Source organism: Succinivibrio dextrinosolvens, assembly GCF_900116345.1.
GTDB lineage: Bacteria > Pseudomonadota > Gammaproteobacteria > Enterobacterales > Succinivibrionaceae > Succinivibrio > Succinivibrio dextrinosolvens_B.
This window is the reverse complement of sequence record NZ_FPAH01000002.1, coordinates 17,576-34,848: the sequence shown is the minus strand read 5'-3', so window position 1 is coordinate 34,848 and position 17,273 is coordinate 17,576. Positions and strand designations below refer to the sequence as shown.

Annotated in this window: 13 protein-coding genes; 5 read left to right on the top strand and 8 right to left on the bottom strand. The window is 38.8% G+C overall.

Annotation, left to right across the window (positions count from 1 at the left end; all coding sequences use genetic code 11):
- Positions 1-158 precede the first annotated feature (158 nt).
- The gene (locus tag BM308_RS01050) at positions 159-953 is read left to right on the top strand and encodes a ZIP family metal transporter (RefSeq protein WP_083425381.1); all 795 of its coding nucleotides are present in this window, start codon (positions 159-161) and stop codon (positions 951-953) included.
- Positions 954-1,012: 59 nt separating this feature from the next.
- Here BM308_RS01050 and BM308_RS01045 read toward each other — a convergent pair whose 3' ends face one another.
- From BM308_RS01045 to lon, 5 genes are all read right to left on the bottom strand, one after another.
- A complete protein-coding gene (locus BM308_RS01045; protein ID WP_074942455.1) occupies positions 1,013-1,471 on the bottom strand; it encodes a hypothetical protein in 459 nt (152 codons plus the stop codon).
- A gap of 71 nt (positions 1,472-1,542) precedes the next feature.
- Positions 1,543-1,938: a DUF1036 domain-containing protein gene (locus BM308_RS01040; RefSeq protein ID WP_074942454.1), complete on the bottom strand. Its 396-nt coding sequence runs from the start codon at positions 1,936-1,938 to the stop codon at positions 1,543-1,545.
- A gap of 273 nt (positions 1,939-2,211) precedes the next feature.
- A complete protein-coding gene (locus tag BM308_RS01035) occupies positions 2,212-4,134 on the bottom strand; it encodes a SurA N-terminal domain-containing protein (protein ID WP_074942453.1) in 1,923 nt (640 codons plus the stop codon).
- Positions 4,135-4,332: 198 nt separating this feature from the next.
- A complete protein-coding gene (locus BM308_RS01030) occupies positions 4,333-4,710 on the bottom strand; it encodes a hypothetical protein (protein WP_074942452.1) in 378 nt (125 codons plus the stop codon).
- A gap of 97 nt (positions 4,711-4,807) precedes the next feature.
- Positions 4,808-7,312, bottom strand: coding sequence for an endopeptidase La (gene lon / locus BM308_RS01025; RefSeq protein ID WP_083425380.1), 2,505 nt, complete (start codon positions 7,310-7,312; stop codon positions 4,808-4,810).
- A gap of 674 nt (positions 7,313-7,986) precedes the next feature.
- Between lon and BM308_RS01020 the strand changes: the two genes are divergently transcribed.
- Positions 7,987-8,907, top strand: a complete 921-nt coding sequence (locus BM308_RS01020; protein WP_074942451.1) for an Rpn family recombination-promoting nuclease/putative transposase — start codon at positions 7,987-7,989, stop codon at positions 8,905-8,907.
- Between the two features lie 83 nt (positions 8,908-8,990).
- Positions 8,991-9,257 carry a hypothetical protein gene (locus BM308_RS01015; RefSeq protein WP_074942450.1) on the top strand — a complete coding sequence of 89 codons (267 nt, stop codon included), beginning with the start codon at positions 8,991-8,993 and terminating at the stop codon, positions 9,255-9,257.
- Between the two features lie 122 nt (positions 9,258-9,379).
- On the opposite strand, the gene clpX is transcribed toward BM308_RS01015, so the two are convergent.
- The 3 genes from clpX to tig are packed head-to-tail and all read right to left on the bottom strand — an operon-like array spanning position 9,380 to position 12,650.
- Positions 9,380-10,645: an ATP-dependent Clp protease ATP-binding subunit ClpX gene (clpX, locus tag BM308_RS01010; protein WP_074840213.1), complete on the bottom strand. Its 1,266-nt coding sequence runs from the start codon at positions 10,643-10,645 to the stop codon at positions 9,380-9,382.
- Positions 10,646-10,647: 2 nt separating this feature from the next.
- Entirely contained in the window at positions 10,648-11,292 is a 645-nt protein-coding gene (clpP, locus tag BM308_RS01005) for an ATP-dependent Clp endopeptidase proteolytic subunit ClpP (protein WP_074942449.1), read from the bottom strand.
- A 38-nt stretch (positions 11,293-11,330) separates the two neighbouring features.
- Positions 11,331-12,650: a trigger factor gene (tig, locus tag BM308_RS01000; RefSeq protein ID WP_074942448.1), complete on the bottom strand. Its 1,320-nt coding sequence runs from the start codon at positions 12,648-12,650 to the stop codon at positions 11,331-11,333.
- A gap of 226 nt (positions 12,651-12,876) precedes the next feature.
- Here tig and BM308_RS00995 point away from each other — a divergent pair, with 226 nt between their 5' ends.
- Together BM308_RS00995 and BM308_RS00990 are read left to right on the top strand one after the other, a co-directional pair.
- Complete coding sequence (locus BM308_RS00995; RefSeq protein WP_074942447.1) at positions 12,877-13,941, top strand: beta-N-acetylglucosaminidase domain-containing protein; 1,065 nt, start codon at positions 12,877-12,879, stop codon at positions 13,939-13,941.
- Between the two features lie 67 nt (positions 13,942-14,008).
- On the top strand, positions 14,009-17,230 hold the full coding sequence (locus BM308_RS00990; protein ID WP_074942446.1) for a tellurite resistance TerB C-terminal domain-containing protein: 3,222 nt from the start codon (positions 14,009-14,011) through the stop codon (positions 17,228-17,230).
- Positions 17,231-17,273 lie beyond the last annotated feature (43 nt).

The window sequence follows — 17,273 nt, the reverse complement described above, 5'->3', positions numbered from 1 at the left end:
TTTTTTGTTATAAGAATATTCATGAGTTGACAATTACAGTTAGCTTAAGGTAACTTTATTTTTCAGAAAAATAAAAACCAACAATCAAGTGGTTATAATTCGAATGATCACCTAAGCTTGAAAATAGAAAACAGTAGAATATTATCTGGAAAATATAAATGCCTGCAGATTTTTCTTATACCTTTAAACTGGCCTGCTACAGCGGTCTTTTCATTTTTCTGTGTACAACCATAGGTTCAGCCTTTGTCTTTATTCTGCTTAAACACAAGGACAGAATCTACACTCAGCTGTCTTTAGGCTTCAGTGCCGGCATTATGCTTGCGGCCTCTATTTTTTCCCTGATTCTGCCTGCAATTGAGAATTCCCCTTATGAGGGTACCCATAAAATGATTCCGGTTATAGGCGGCTTTGTGCTTGGAATTATTTTTCTGATTGCCATAGACAAATCCCTGCCTCATCTGCATGTGCTGGCAAAATCCCCTGAAGGCCCAAAATCATCCCTGAGCAAACATACCCTGCTGTTTCTGGCTATCACGATTCATAACATCCCTGAGGGTATGGCGGTAGGAGTATCCGCAGCAACAGCCATAGAATTTACCCTTACAAGTTCAACAGCAATTCTGGCCCTTGGTATCGGCATACAGAACATTCCTGAAGGTGCCGCAGTCTCAATGCCCTATTTTGCCGACGGTATGTCCCGCTTTAAATCATTTTTATTAGGAAGTCTCTCTGGTGCAGTCGAGCCTGTTGCTGCAATTCTGGTGGTGCTATTAGCGGATCTGGTTGCCCCGCTTTTGCCATGGTTTCTGTCCTTTGCCGCCGGTGCAATGATGTATGTAGTAATTGAAGAACTGATCCCTCAGTCCCATAATCTTGGTAATTCAGATAAGGGAACCATAGCCGTTCTGATCGGCTTTATTCTGATGATGTTCCTGGATGTAAGTCTTGGCTGATTCAGACATTAGAAAAGGATGTGTTCAGAGAACACATCCTGATTGATAATCAGAAAATTCTAGAACAGCTTACCCAAATAAACACCTGCAGCAAATTTTGCCGCGGCGAGCAGTCCGTCTCCCAGTTTATCCAGAATTGAGAAATCATCAGGCTTAGTCTGATTATTTAATACTTCCCAGTCCTTTGAAACAGGATCTTCCTGCAGAACGGCAAATTTTTCCTTAATTGTATTCAGTCTTGAATTTTCACTGTTTTCATCTGAATTATTAGCGGCAAATTTATCTGAATTTAAGAGAACAGAGTAGTCATCTATTAAAGTGGCCTCATTCTCTTCGCGTCTTAGTTCGTCTAAAGCCTCAGGAGATGCGGATCCAGAAAGGATAGCAAGAGCTTCAGAAAATTCGTTCTTGTATTTTTTCTGCTCAACACCACCAAGAGAATGATTTAAGCTTAAACCACTCTGATGGACATTAGACGTAGGCCTGTTTACATGTTGAGTAATTGTTAAAGTAGACATCTGTACCTCCGAGCCGGCAATCTTTGCCGTATAACTACAGGTACAGATATTTATGCAGAAATGATGCCAGATTAATTCTGAATCTGATATTTCTCAGACTGAAGACGCTCAAAGGTTACTTCTTCGTAGCCAGCCTCATGATCCTTTGGGTTCTCATCATTAAACTTGTAGTTGGTCTTTACCCAAGCTTTTTTGGTTTCTGAATTCTCAAGAGGTGCTCCCTTGCGACAGTCGTTATAGACATACACATTATGGATATCATTTACATTCTTAAGAATGATTGGAGCTTCCTCACCTGAGGCAAAAACATACCAGCCCTGAGTAATCCATTTGGTCTTGTCAGCTCTTGCATTAATTGCCAGTGAACAATCATCAGAAGTATCGTTTCTAACTTCAATCATTACATCAGCACTAACAGCTGTACATACAAATAAACCAAGTAATCCCGCCAATAAGCCTTTCTTCATAAAACAGCACAGCTCCCTACACAAAAATTCCTGAATACTTAATGTCCTAGCACATAGACATTATCTAAAGTAAGAACTACCCTTTCAATATAACGTCCTACAATTAGATTACTGATATAAAAAAATAGGACACAAGTCCAAGCGTTAAAATCATTCTAAAACAAATATTAAAATAATTTTATAAAAAAATTATAAATTTAGGATAAGGTTAAAAAAAAGACCTCTGAATTATACAATCCAAAGGTCTCTTAGAAGAATCAGTTCAGCACAAAACTATTCAGCTGATGAATTCTGGCTGTTAACCAGCTTGATTGCTTCCTCGTTGTACTTGATGTCACTCAGCTCTCTTGCTCCCATATGAATCATAGAGTTGGCCTTTTCAATCTTGAACTGAGCTAACTGAGCACGAATAAACTGTGAGTATTTCTCAATCTCAGCATCACCTTCAGACTTAACAGACTTCAGAACAATCAGAGTTGGATTACCCTTGTTAGATGAGATTACACCGCTGTTTTCCTTGTTAACAACAGAGAATACATCATAAATGAACTTAGGCTCATATGCTGTATCGCCTCTTGCAATGGTCTGAGCTGAATTAACCTTAACCACGCCGTCGGTAGCAGGAGTCTCATTCTTAGCAACAGCGGTCTTGATTGCCTCAAGTTTTTCCTGAGCCTTGTCGAAGGCAATTGCATCAGCTGCAACAGTCTTAACCTCTGATACAACATCCTCAAACTTCTTCAGGCTTGCATCCTTGTACTCGGTAACATTGATGAAAGCACAGGCATCATTGCCAAGCTGAATGATATTGCTGTTCTGGTTTGAAGTACGAACATTCTCATCAAAAGCAACCTTCTGAACCTCACGGGTATTCAGAGGCCATGGCAGAGATTCATCACCAAAAGCAACTGCACCTGACTGCTGAACCTTAACCTCTGTCTTTTCTGCAGCAAGATCAAGAGAATCAGGATTCTCATAAGCTAAATCAGTAAAGGTTGAGCTCTTCTGGGTGTATAAATCAAGAGCCTGAGCATCGATAAACTTCTCTTTAACCTGATCCTTAACATCAGCTAAAGCAGGAATTCTCTCCTTGGTAATACCATCAAGACGGATGATATGTGCACCGGCATTATCAACAATAACCTTTGAATAGCTGCCAACCTTATCAATTGAGAACAGAGCGATATCAAGCTGTGATGACAGATTTCCCTTCTCCAGGCTGCCTAGTGAACCATGGGTCTTCTTAAAGTCAGCATCATCAGAGTATTTCTCACCAACTGATTCAAATGACTTGCCCTCATTCAGCATAGCCAGAGCTTCATTAGCCTTTTTCTCAAAATCAGCAGTTGAAGCCTTGATAAGGATCTGTGAGCATTCACGCTTCTCAGGGATGGTGAAATCAGTCTGGTTCAGATTGAAGTACTCTTCAAGCTTGGATTCATCAACCTTAACCTGCTTCTTCAGCTCATTTACAGAAAGAACAACATAGTTGAACTTAACAGTAGCAGGAGCCATGAACTTGTCATGATGCTCATCATAGAACTTCTTTACTTCATCATCTGAAAGAGTAATGGTATCTCTGATGTCTTTCAGATTGATGCTGTATAAATCAACAACACGGCTCTGAGCAAAAAGCTTGGCTAAAAGCTCAACCTCATAAGGATAAACAGTTGAGGCAGATCTTAGAATTGGCTCTGCAATGGTTTCCTGAGCTAAAGAAGCTCTCATCTGCTGAGCAAAGTAATCAGGAGATGAACCCATGTTCTTTACTGTTGCCAGGAACACATCATTATTGAACTTGCCATCCTTGAAGAAAGCCTTTTCCTTGCGGATTGCATCTTTAACCTGCTCATCACCGATACGAATGCCCTGCTTGTAGGTTTCTGAGGCTAATGCAGCATTATCAATCAGACGCTCTAGAACCTGCATTCTTAAGACCTTAACAGTCTCAGGATTCTCAAGCATATCGTGAATAGATGGGCCATACTGGTTCTGCATAGCTCTTACCTGATCCTGATAGCTTGAATTCCACTGATTAGCAGAAATCTTGATATCGCCAATCTCAACAGGATCGGTATTTAATCTTGGGATAAGGTAATTACCAACACCCGCAAAAATGAAGGATAAAATAATAATCCAGAAAATTATCTTAAAAACTTTTCCATGCGCACCGTCACGCAGTTTATCGGTCAACATTTTTTTATTATCTCCGCAACCTTATGCTTCCCTTTTGGAACAAATTAACACCTGATTTTGACACTCTTCCTATGCTAAAGCAAGAATATTCAGGCAATTAGATGAGGTCAGCCACAATCCTAAAGCAATTCTCTTTGTCTGTGAGCAAATACTGTAAAAGTAAATATGCAAACACAAGAGGCTTTTCAGAATAGACTTCTAGTCTTTCTTGTCGTGGGCTCTTATGTACTCAATAATTGGAGGTAGAAGATCATCTTCAATATGAGCAATCTTCTGTCTTAGAACAAAAGAGTTATCATCCTTAAGGTATTCAAGATTATCCTGACACTCCATCAGCATTGGCAGTGTATTCTCCACACTGATGCATAATGGCTTGATAATCTTTAAGAATGCCTCTGGATTTACAACCTTGTCTGAATTGATCTGAGGTGCAATTTTCTCCAGTATTTCAATCAGAGAGTCAGCTGATTTGAAGATTTTAGAAATCTCATCCTCAATGCCGCTCTTTTTTTTGTCGTCTGATACTTCATCATCAAACTTAACAAAATCGTCTTTGTTATCTAGCTCTTCACTCATAACTAAGGAAACATCCCTGTGTAATTATAAAAATTTGTGCTCTTATACAAGAGTTTTAATCATAGAAAATCTCCTCATTTCTGAGGAGATTTAAAGCTTAAACCTTTTTCCTAGCAGCAGGCTTTTTGGCAGCGCTTGATGTACTCTTACTATCCTTAAGCTTCCATATAGTTGTAGGCTTGAACTTATATGGATCGGAAACAAGAGCTGTCTTTAAAACCTCCTCAATGCGGGATACAGGCTTGATAGTCATCTTTTCCTGTACCACATGAGGAATATCCCACAGATCCTTCTCGTTCTCCTTAGGGATCATCACTGTTTTAATACCGCCGCGCATTGCAGCTAAAAGCTTCTCTTTCAGGCCGCCGATTGGCAGAACATCACCACGAAGAGTAATCTCACCAGTCATGGCAACATCAGCTCTTACAGCGTTACCGGTCAAGGCTGAAACAACAGCAGTTACCATACCAACACCTGCAGATGGACCGTCCTTTGGAACAGCACCTTCAGGTACGTGAACATGAAGATCACAGGTTTCAAAGAAATCTGAATTCAGGTGCAGATCCTTGGAGAGGGTTCTTACTACAGTAATAGCAGTAGAGATAGACTCCTTCATCACCTCACCGAGTTTACCGGTAAGCTGATGCTTGCCCTTACCTTCATTGGCAACAGCTTCAAGCTGAAGAATATCACCGCCTAATGAAGACCAGGACAGACCGTTAACAATACCAACCTTGTTGTCATTAAGCTTAGAGGTAAAGTCATAACGCTCAGGTCCAAGCATACGGTGAACATCATCCACATTGATTGAAGTATGCTTCAGCTTCTTAGCCTTAGGATGCTCAATCATCAGATCCTTGATGGTCTTGCGGATAAGCTCAGTTAGAATACGCTCAAGCTCACGTACACCTGCCTCATGAGTATAGTAGCGGATCAGATGCAGCAGAGTCTTATCGTCAATAGAAATTTCCTTATCTGTTACATGAGCATGTCTTAACTGCTTAGGCAGTAGATGCTCCTTGGCAATATTGAACTTCTCATCCTCTGTATATGAGGAAAGATCAATAATCTCCATTCTGTCCAGAAGAGGACCAGGAATATTGTAGGAGTTAGCGGTTGTAACAAACATTACATTGGACAGATCGTAGTCAATCTCAATGTAGTTATCCTCAAAGGTTGAGTTCTGCTCTGGATCTAAAACCTCCAGCAGAGCTGAAGAAGGATCACCATGAGCAGAGGCGGAAACCTTATCAATCTCATCAAGCAGGAATAAAGGATTGTTTACACCAACCTTTACCATGTTGGATATAATTCTTCCAGGAAGAGCTCCGATATAGGTTCTTCTGTGACCACGGATTTCGGCCTCGTCATTAACACCGCCAAGAGCAACACGAACATACTTTCTGCCGGTTGCATTTGCAATTGATTTACCTAATGAGGTTTTACCGATACCTGGAGGTCCCATCAGACAGATAATTGGACCATGAAGCTTATCTGCTCGAGCCTGTACAGCCAGATACTCTAAAATTCTGTCTTTAACCTTGGTCAGACCATAGTGTTCCTTATCAAGGATCTCTTTGGCCTTCTTAAGATCAACGTTAATTGAGGTGCCGTAATTCCATGGCAGAGTCAATAAAGTCTCAACATAGTTTCTGACAATTGAATACTCTGATGAGTTAACACTCATGGAATTAAGCTTCTTGATTTCTCTCTCAATTCGCTTATGGACATATTCAGGAGCATTCAGATTCTCATTACGGGTAACCAGATTCTGGATATCATCCTCTTCGGACAGAGTAATTCCAAGTTCCTTCTTGATGGCCTTAAGCTGTTCAGAAAGGAAGTATTCCTTCTGATTCTTTTCCATTGAACGTTTGGCAAGATCAATGATGTGATTCTCAAGCTCGGACTTATAGGAGTAGCCGTTTAACAGACTGATAATAATACGGCCTCTCTCAATCGGATTTAAAGTTGAGAGCAGCATGAACTTGGTCTGACTGTCCAGCTTTAAGATCTGAGTCAGCATATCAGTCAGTCTTGATAAAGAAGACTCTTCGAGGATTGCTGTAACCAGATGCTTTGGAACACTGTCTTCTATTAAGGCACGAGAAGTCTTGTCAGAGCTTTCAATTGAGTACTCAAGACAGGATTTAAGTACACTTAAGGTATCATTTACATCTTTAGGAGAAAGCTGTGGCTCTTCTAGAACCAGAACACGAGCTTTTCTAAATGAGGAACCAGGCTCATCTATTACCTCTAAAAGTTTGATTCTGGTATAACCTGAAATCAGACACTGATAGGTATTAGAGTCCTTTTTCTTCATGTTAAGAAGAGTACATAGAACACCGGTCTTATGTAACTCCTTGAAATCAGGTTTTTCGTCAACCTCATTCAACTGGCAGAAAACTGCAATATTTGCACCTTCCTGCTCTTTTGCATATTCAAAAGCGGCAATTGAACTCTCACGAGCTGCTGTAATCTGAAGCTTAGAATTAGGTGTGATAATCAGCGCTCTTAAGGTAATAAGAGGCAGGATCATTTCATTGTTCTCTACAGTCTTCTTTTTAGGAGAAGATTTTTTTATAGTTTTGGTTTCAGTCATTATATAGTTAACTACTTTAAAGTGACGTCCCCATCCATAAACGAGGATTAGGACTATCAGATTGTTTTATCCAGATCTGATTATTAAGATTCAAACCTAATTTATTAGGAAAAAGGCTAAATCTCAGAAAATTTTCTTAAATTGAATTAGATATCTTTAAGCACAGAGAATTATATCATTTTTTAATAAAGCAAAAATCTTTGTACATAAGCTTGTAGGCTTAGAACACATTTTGAAGCGAAATTGCATAATATATTAGGAATTCTCGTGCAAAATGCATCTCAAAATAAAAAATACCTATCAATTTTTCAGAAAGTCTCAGTTATATATATGAGTATTAGGAGAGGAAATTTCAAGTTTTTCTTCTCAAAAATTCTGAAGATTAGACAAGTTGAATAATTCATTATTTGAGAAGCGTCCATTCTCTATAACGCTACTCAACATCTGCCTTAAATTACGAACGCCTCCGTTAACTAGATAATTATCATATAAAACATATACATTATTCAGTTTTGAACAATATAATATATTATTTATTCTTACATTGTTGATTTAAACATTTTCTTTATGTAATATAATCTCATTAAACTATTAAATAGTTACATTTAACAACATAAATACATATAAAAGTTTTGTAATTAAAATTAAATCTTATTAATAAAGGGTACAAAAAAATGAAAAGTATAACTAAGCAGCAAATTGAAAAAGACATAGCAAACAAAAAATACAACCCATTAAACGACATACTTTTCAAGTTCGTTTTTGGCAAAGAAGAACGTAAGGAAATTACTATATCTTTCCTGAATGCGGCTCTTGGCAGAGAAGGAAAAGACGAGATTACGGACATTAAATTCCGAAATTCAGAATTCTCTGCTCTTGCAGAAAATGAGAAATCAACAAGATTGGATATATTCTGCACCACTCAAATTGAAGAAAAGATTGATGTAGAAATCCAAATCAATAATAGGAAGAACATTGAAAAAAGAACTCTGTTTTACTGGTCAAACATGTACCTATCTGGACACAAAAAAGGACAGGATTACAATGAGTTAAAGCCATCCATTACGATAAATCTTCTTAATTACAACAATTTTGATGCGACAGAACCTATGCATTCAATGTTCGCTGTATATAATATGAATACAGGAAAAAAACTTTGTAATGATTTAGAACTTCATTTTTTCGAATTAAAAAAATTCCAGAAAAAGCCTATAGCAGAGCTATCTCGTATAGAAAGATGGATGGCATACTTTTCAAACAAACTTGATGTTAGCGAATTGCAGGAGCTTGGCATGCAGGATTCAAAAATTAAAGATGCTTTAGATGCATCAGATAGATTTATGGACGATTTAGATGAACGTTTAGCGTACGTAAACCGTGAAATGGCGATGATGGACTATAAATCAGATACCGAAGGATATTACAGAGATGGATTTGCAGATGGCAAAGCTGAAGGAAAGGCTGAAGGAAGAGCTGAGGAGCGTTACGATATCATCAGGAATATGATGAAAAATGGAGCTGATGACGAAACCATTAACAAACTAACAAAAATATCTATAGAAGAAATTAGAGAAGTTCGCAAAAATAACCAATAAGTCAAAAGTTAAAATTTGCTGAGATTTATTACAAGCAGAATTCTCAGCAAATAATTGTAATTTTCGAATTGCAGGAGCTAGGCATGCAGGATTCAAAAATTAAAGATGCTTTAGATGCAACAGATAGATTTATGGACGATTTAGATGAACGCTTAGCTTATGTTAATCGAGAAATGGCGATGATGGATTATAAATCAGATACCGAAGGATATTACAGGGAAGGAATTGCTAAGGGAGAAAGCAATATTATCCTAAAGATGATAAATAAAGGATTTGATGACGAAACCATTAGCTACATTACCGAAATATCCATCGAAAAGATTAGAGAAATTCGCAAAAACAACAAATAAGTAAAAGTTGAATAATTGGCAAAGATTTAAAATAACTATTATCTTCCAATATTTTTGAATATCCCGACATTGGGAATACAGGCGAAACTTAATAGAAGACCTCCAGAAGGAGGCCTTAAATATTAAGAATTAGAGGCGATTTCAAAATCGTCCTTTTTGATTACGATAGGTTCTTCCTGTTTTTCAACAGTATTCTTGTCTACAACAACTCTTTCAACATCCTTAACTGAAGGAATATCGAACATTGTATTCAACAGAAGACCTTCAACAACAGAACGCAGTCCACGTGCACCGGTATGACGTTTAATTGCAGTATCTGCAATTGCATTTAAAGCCTCTTCGGTAAACTCAAGCTTAACATTCTCAAACTTGAACATTTCCTCGAACTGTCTGATGATGGCATTCTTTGGTTCTCTTAAAACGCGAATCAGTTCATCACGGCTTAATTCAGATAAAGCGGTGATAACCGGCATTCTTCCGACGAACTCTGGAATAATACCGAATTTAACCAGATCATCCGGCTCAACATTCTTGTACTTGTCGGAAAGAGACATCTTCTCATTCTCACCAAGAACCTCGGCACCAAAGCCGATACCTGACTTCTTGGAAACTCTCTTCTCAACAACCTTCTCAAGACCATCAAAAGCACCGCCACAGATAAACAGAATCTGTGAAGTATCTACTTCGATATTCTTTTCCTGAGGATGCTTTCTGCCACCGTTAGGTGGAACAGATGCAACAGTACCTTCAACAAGCTTTAAAAGAGCCTGCTGAACACCTTCACCGGAAACATCACGGGTAATTGAAGGATTTTCACTCTTACGGGCAATCTTGTCGATCTCGTCGATATAAATAATACCCTTCTGAGCCTTTTCAACATCAAAATCGCAGTTCTGAAGCAGACGTACAATCACGTTTTCTACGTCCTCACCAACATAACCCGCCTCGGTTAGGGTGGTTGCATCAGAGATAGCGAATGGAACATTCAGGAATTTAGCCAGGGTCTGAACCAGCAGAGTCTTACCTGAACCGGTAGGACCAACCAGAAGAATGTTTGACTTGCCTAGCTCAACACCAGAGTCATTGTTTGCATGACGCAGTCTCTGGTAATGATTATAAACAGCTACAGATAAAACCTTCTTGGCATCATCCTGACCAATTACGTACTCATCAAGATGCTTTGCAATATCACGTGGAGTAGGAATGTTATCAAGATCAATTCCTGAACTGCCCTTTGAACCTTTTGACATGCCACGCTGCTCAAGCATCTTGTAGCATTTGGTAATACAGTCTGAACAGATGCAGGTTCCGTGAGCCTTAATCAGAGTTCTAGTTTCAGATGAACCCTGTCCACAGAATAAACAAGTACTTTTTGGGGTATCAGACATGATTAATCTTCCTTATCTGAAGCAGTAATTTCAGAACGGTTTGTTATAACTCTATCAATCAAACCAAAATCCAAAGCTTCCTGAGAAGTCATGAAGTTGTCTCTTTCAGTATTCTGAACAACTTCCTCTAAACTCTTGCCTGTGTGCTTTGAAAGAATACCGTTTAAGGTATCCTTGATACGCTGGGTCTCCTGGGCATGAATCATAATGTCGGTTGCCTGACCCTTAAATCCACCTAAAGGCTGGTGAATCATAATTCTAGAATTTGGCAGAGCAAATCTTTTGCCTGCAGCTCCGCCGGCCAATAAGAATGAGCCCATGGAACAGGCCTGTCCCATGCATAAAGTGCAGACATCTGGCTTGATGTACTGCATGGTGTCGTATATAGCTAAACCAGCTGTAACTACGCCACCAGGAGAATTGATGTACAGATAGATATCCTTGTCAGGATCTTCTGATTCTAAAAACAGGAGCTGTGCCACAATCAGATCAGCCATGTGATCTTCAACTTCACCAGTTAAAAAAATCACTCGGTCTTTTAACAGACGTGAATATATATCAAAGGATCTCTCACCCCTTGCAGTCTGTTCAATAACCATTGGTACCAGTGATGATGCCAGTCTAGGCTGATCTTCAAAATTTAACATTAGCAGCAAAGCTCCTTATTTATAGTAGTAATTATAGATTAACGTGCACGAACTAGTTCGTCAAATGACATAGTCTCGTCGCCGTCAGCAGCTTTTTCCATTACCTTAGCTACAACTTCAGCCTCGATAGCTGCGTTCTGGATGTTCTCAAACTGAGCCTTATCCTTACGTAGCTGAGCGATTACCTCTTCTGGATCCTCGTAAGCGCCAGCGATCTGGTTCAGCTGAGCATCAACATAGGAATCTGATGGCTTGGTGCAGCCTAGGTCTAGGATGATCTTACGAACGATAATGCCTAGACGAGCAGCCTTAACAGACTCATCCTTGAACATCTCTTCCTTCTTGAAGCTTGCTGGAAGCTTGGTCATACCGTAAGCCTTCATCTGCATCTCGAAGTTCTTAGCTAAACGCTCGATCTCTGCATCGATGTAAGCCTGTGGAACAGCAAACTCGCCGTACTGAGCAACAAGAGCATCGAACAGGTTCTGACGGGTCTTTACGTAAACTGAACGTGATAATTCACGATCCATGTTCTTGCGAAGATCTGACTTGAAGGTATCGATTGAACCATCCTTAACACCGAAGATCTTTACGAAGTCTTCGTTAACCTCTGGAAGAACAAGCTCTGAAACTGAATTTACAGTGATGTCGAACTCAGCGTCCTTGCCCTTTAGGTTCTCAGCGTGGTATTCCTCTGGGAACTTAACCTGAATAGTGAACTTGTCACCAGCCTTGTGGCCTTCGATCTGCTCAGTGAAGCCAGGAATCATCTGGGTCTCACCAACAGTCAGAGTGAAGTTCTCAGCCTTACCGCCTTCAAACTCAACACCCTCTGAACGGCCTAGGAAATCGATTGATGCACGGGTACCCTGACCAACTACTGCATCATCCTTAACCTGCCACTTACCCTGCTGCTTACGTAAGTTCTCAATCATCTTCTCTACGTCTGCATCAGTAACTTCAGCCTTGATGTTCTTTAACTTTAACTCTTCAAAAGGCTTTAATTCGATCTCTGGGTTAACTTCAACAGTTGCCTCGTAAACGAACTCTTCATCATTCTTGAATGAAGCTTTCTTTACTTCAACACGTGGATAGCCAACTACTTCTAGCTTTGACTCATCAATAGCCTTGCCGATGGTCTTATTGATTAGTGAATCATAAGCGTCTGAATAAATCTGTCCGCCGAACTGGCTCTCTAGAACTTTAGCAGGGATGTGGCCCTTACGGAAACCATCTACCTTTGCGTTCTTAGCGTATTTGCGGAAACTTGCGTCATATGCCTTTTTTACGTCTTCTGCTGGCACAGTAACAGTTAGAAGATGCTGTACACCTTCTTTTTTCTCGGTTGAAACCTGCATTTTTTTCCTCTATTTGGGTTGCAGTAATTAACATACAAAAATTGACGCATCGGAGTATATAACTGTGCCGTGCGTCTACATAAACCACCATATTATACTAGCGAAAAGCCATCTAATCAATGTGCAAATGTGGCAACGGTCAAAAGGTTATACACAAATATGCCATCTGTTGTTATTTTCTGTTAAAAAACTAGTAAAATCAAAGAATACACATTAAGGAGACATTATGGAAACCACACTTGGAATTATTGAAGGTTTTTATGGAAAACTGTATACAAAAAGACAGCGTGAATCCTTATGCTCCTTTGCCTCAAAAAACGGTTATTCCTACTATATATATGCACCAAAAAACGACCGTTCTCTAAGACGAGCCTGGATGGATGACTTTACAGAGGAACAATCGAAGAAACTTAAGACGTTTTCCTCCTTCTGTCATGCTCACGGAATGAAATTCGGTATAGGAATCTCTCCTCTGGGAGTCACAGAAGAGCTAGACAGAAAACTGCCTGTTTTATATAAGAAAATTGATACAGCCATAAAGGAATTCAATACTGATATCATTGCGATTCTGTTCGATGACATCAAGCTTTATACAAAAGATGAAGGAGTAAAACAGAAGCAGATTGTTAAAGATATTTTCAAACGTTTAAAAGGAAAAGAGATCCGCCTGATTTTCTGTCCTACCTACTACAGTTTTGATCCGATTCTGGACAAGGTTTTCGGGACACGCCCAGAAGATTATTTTGAACAGATTACAGAAGATCTGCCTTCTGACATTGAAATATTCTGGACCGGCAACAAAGTTCTTTCAAAATCCATTACCAGAGAAGATATCGAGAATATCAATCACAGGTTTAATAGAAAAGTTACCATCTGGGACAACTATCCTGTAAATGACGGCAAGTTTATCAGCAAGAAAATCTATACCCGTGAATTCAGCTGCAGAGAAAAACTTGACGGAACAGTACTCTCTCACGCAGTTAACCCGATGCTTGAGGCAAATCTTACCAAAATTGCCCTTTCAACTCTGCCTTTGTGCTATCAGGAAAAAACAGAGTCTGATATCGGAAAATATAGACTTGAGCAGATAAAAAAGCTTTTTAAATCAGATAATTCAAAGCTGATTGAGTATCTTAATCTGTTAAATGATGAAGGTATAGAAAGCCTTAACGAAAAACAGCAGAAAGATCTTAGAAAAATCTGTGAAAAACAGAAAACAGCGGCGGCAAAAGAAATCATTGATTTTCTCAATGGAGTATATAAATTTGACCCTGCCTGTCTCACTTCTTAAATTAAGTGTTAAACTAGAACAAGTTAACCTCTTTGATTTAAAAAGATAAAGGGACGATTTCATTTTCATGAAAAAAGATGCTGCATACTATAAACAGAGAATTGGTGATCTTCCTTCAGATCTCTTAGACACAATAAGAGACCTGTATACAGAGGCTTCATCTCACCGTTTTATCTGTATGTCTCTCTCAGAGCTCTGCAGCACTTTAAATCTTGAGTATGACCATACAGAATTTGATAAGTCAGCACAACAGATATATATAGATATCAACTCCTATCTTGAGAAGATAAATCTAAAGCTGGTTCCTTGTTCTGTTCCGGTTGACCTGTCCTTCTACGACAAGATTTTTATCACCACCAAACCAGATCTCAATAATGATGAAGACTGTGCTGCGGTAAAAGCACTGGTGGCAGCCAAGAAAACTCCAACAGTAAAGGACTTAAAACATATCAACATGATGAATGTTAAGCTTTCAAACTACAACATCATGCTGAGAGTTTTTGAAGGACTTTTTGTAGTCAGCTCCGCCAAGCTTGATCCCCATCAGAGAGTAGCCCTGAACAACATCATAAGCAAGATGGAGCTGCCAAAGGAAGGTCTTGCCTATATCAGAACCTGCTACACCTACTCAAGCGAATACAGAAACCGCCATTGTGATTACAAGAATCCTGCTTTCTGCTTTAAACCACTTGATAAGGACAATCAGCTGAAGGTTAGTCAGTATCTGGCAGCAATCTCTGCATCATCAAACTACAAAGAACCATTTAATCTCGATTATCCTTTTATTAATGATCTTGAAAATGCGTACAGGCAGCTTGTAGCGGACAAACCAGAAAAAAATGACTTACAGATTAAGCAGTTAAAGAGGTTAAACTCTGAATTTGTTAGAGAGGAAATTTCCACCGGTTTTGTGGAAAGAATGTTCCTTGACCTAAAGAACAACTGCTACAACTATATAAATTCCTTTGCTGCGCATGAAAACAACAAGGAAGAGCTTTGCAGATTAATAGCAGAGGGTTCACCTGTTCTTAAAAACGAACTTGTTAAGAATCTTTATAACTTTATTGGTTCTCATGTAACTCCTCACATTGAAAAACTGATTCCACAAAACGATATCATAAGACTTCAAAAAATAGATCTGCCTGAACATAGAGAAGCAAATTTCGTCTACACAACTGATGATAAGCAGACATCTATTGTCTTTCCTAACATTTACTACACTCAGGAAAAAATACTTGAGCCAAACAAATGTGAGAACTTTGAGGAATTTCTCTCCTATATAAAAGGTAATGAGGAAATCAGTACCAAAAGCAGCAGAACAAATTCTACCGATAAAACAAGTATTCAGATTCTGCTGTTTAATTTCTTTATCAGACTGATTTTAAATCCCCTGTTTGTTTCATACGACAGAAAAGATCTTGAAGAGGCCATTGAGAAGCTAAATGCTGAATACCAGAATACCCAGCTAGTAGAACTTCTCTTTTTAAGAACCCTTTACTTTGCATTCTTTGAAGCACCAGAAAAATCTTTTGACAAAATTAAAGATAAAAGCTCTGTTCTTATCGGAATGTTCTATTATCCCGAGCTGACAAAGCTTTCCCTATTCTCATTGCTAAGTTCACAGGGAAAGGATGATATTTCTGATATATACGCCAAAAACAGAGAAATCTTCGAGCTTTACATATATCATCTTGCAACAGACAATGATCAGTCTAAATACAAGTGGCTGCATGATCTAAAAGGAACAACCGACTATTTTGTAAAAGTTATTGCAGGAAAAATAAGAACATTCATATCAGAGAATTTTCTAAACAGCCTGTTTAAAGATCTTAATGTTGGAGAGCTAAGCTCTACTGTTGCCCATTACAGTGAGCACAGGGAAGAGTTCAACAATTATCTAATTTTTGATGAAGCCTTAAGACAGATGAGCTCTCATGCCCATAAGAATCTTCAGACACTGATACATCATCCGATCTTTGCAAATCTAATTGCTCCTATCTGTGGAGATAACTCCATAAATATCATTACAGAATTTAACGATCAAAATGGAAATTCCTGCCTAGATGGAATCAGAGAGGAATTTTCAGCAGCCGACAATATCATCAAATACCTCTCAACAGTTAAACCACAGTCAGATCATACTCTGGCAAAACTTATCACAGGAGAACTAGGTAGACTTGAGGCTCAGACCATCAAGAGAAATCTCAATGAGGTTATCTTCAATAAATATTCTCAGCTGTGTGACATCTTTAAAATTGAATATTCCTTCCTGGCAACAGAATGCATTGAAGATCATCTCCCAAAGCTCGGTCTTATGGTTGTTCCTATTGATATGTCTCTACCAAAGGAAGCCAGAGCAAAACTAAAGCAGCACAAGATTATTACAACATCTCTGCCGGCAGAGGAAATGACAGACGAGTTTCTGGATAAACTCTGTGCAGCACAGATGGCATTTATCATCTTCAATTATGTAGTACCGGTAAATACAGTTGAAGTAAGATTATCAAGATACATGGAACTGACTCCAAAGCAGAATGTCTATGCCATCAAGTTTTTCAATACCCTAAGACTGCTGATGCATGGAACCAGACCATTTGAAAAGAACTACTACAGTAATCTGTATGCCGAGCAGAAAAACAATCCTAACTTTAAGCTGTGCATAAGCTACCTTAAGAGAATTGTTCTTGACGAAATCAGGACCTCTCCTTTAAAGAACTATCTGACAGAGAAATTCGGTCTGATTTTTACTCTGATGAATGTAAAATCCTCGGTTAAGGCAGTTAAGGAAAACAGCGAGCTGTCAACAGAAGACAGACAAAAAACTCAAAAAGGAATATCATCCTCCCTGTATAGAAGTTCAGAGCACAGTTTCTTTAAGGCTAATTCCTTTGATACCAAAAATCTGGATTCCTCTCTGATCGATTCTAAACTCAAGGAAAGTGCGCAGATTCAGGATGTTATAACTCAGATCCGTATAGACGAGGGTACCCTGGATGCTGAGAGCCAGAACATTTCAGAAGATATTCAAACTGAAATTTCTGATACAGATGATAATAAGATTAATTATTCATCAGACAATGCCAGAAAACTTATTGAAGCTATCAAGAGTCTTGAGACCGATGTTATTGATATCAATGAGTTCAAAGGCCTATGCATGAGTCTGAAATTCATGTCCTCAGATGCAGCTATTGAGGAAATCAACGACTGGAGCTATGAAAACTTCGACGAGCCTTTGCTGGACTACGCTCCAGAGGAAAACTGCATCTACATATCCACAGATCTTCTCTAGTCATGTGATCACAAAAAAGATCAAAAAAAATACATTTTAGAAA

Bases quoted from the DNA above. Each gene is read 5' to 3' on its own strand.
- BM308_RS01050 (WP_083425381.1), top strand. From the start codon at position 159: ATGCCTGCAGATTTTTCTTATACCTTTAAACTGGCCTGCTACAGCGGT.
- BM308_RS01045 (WP_074942455.1), bottom strand. From the start codon at position 1,471: ATGTCTACTTTAACAATTACTCAACATGTAAACAGGCCTACGTCTAAT.
- BM308_RS01040 (WP_074942454.1), bottom strand. From the start codon at position 1,938: ATGAAGAAAGGCTTATTGGCGGGATTACTTGGTTTATTTGTATGTACA.
- BM308_RS01035 (WP_074942453.1), bottom strand. From the start codon at position 4,134: ATGTTGACCGATAAACTGCGTGACGGTGCGCATGGAAAAGTTTTTAAG.
- BM308_RS01030 (WP_074942452.1), bottom strand. From the start codon at position 4,710: ATGAGTGAAGAGCTAGATAACAAAGACGATTTTGTTAAGTTTGATGAT.
- lon (WP_083425380.1), bottom strand. From the start codon at position 7,312: ATGACTGAAACCAAAACTATAAAAAAATCTTCTCCTAAAAAGAAGACT.
- BM308_RS01020 (WP_074942451.1), top strand. From the start codon at position 7,987: ATGAAAAGTATAACTAAGCAGCAAATTGAAAAAGACATAGCAAACAAA.
- BM308_RS01015 (WP_074942450.1), top strand. From the start codon at position 8,991: ATGCAGGATTCAAAAATTAAAGATGCTTTAGATGCAACAGATAGATTT.
- clpX (WP_074840213.1), bottom strand. From the start codon at position 10,645: ATGTCTGATACCCCAAAAAGTACTTGTTTATTCTGTGGACAGGGTTCA.
- clpP (WP_074942449.1), bottom strand. From the start codon at position 11,292: ATGTTAAATTTTGAAGATCAGCCTAGACTGGCATCATCACTGGTACCA.
- tig (WP_074942448.1), bottom strand. From the start codon at position 12,650: ATGCAGGTTTCAACCGAGAAAAAAGAAGGTGTACAGCATCTTCTAACT.
- BM308_RS00995 (WP_074942447.1), top strand. From the start codon at position 12,877: ATGGAAACCACACTTGGAATTATTGAAGGTTTTTATGGAAAACTGTAT.
- BM308_RS00990 (WP_074942446.1), top strand. From the start codon at position 14,009: ATGAAAAAAGATGCTGCATACTATAAACAGAGAATTGGTGATCTTCCT.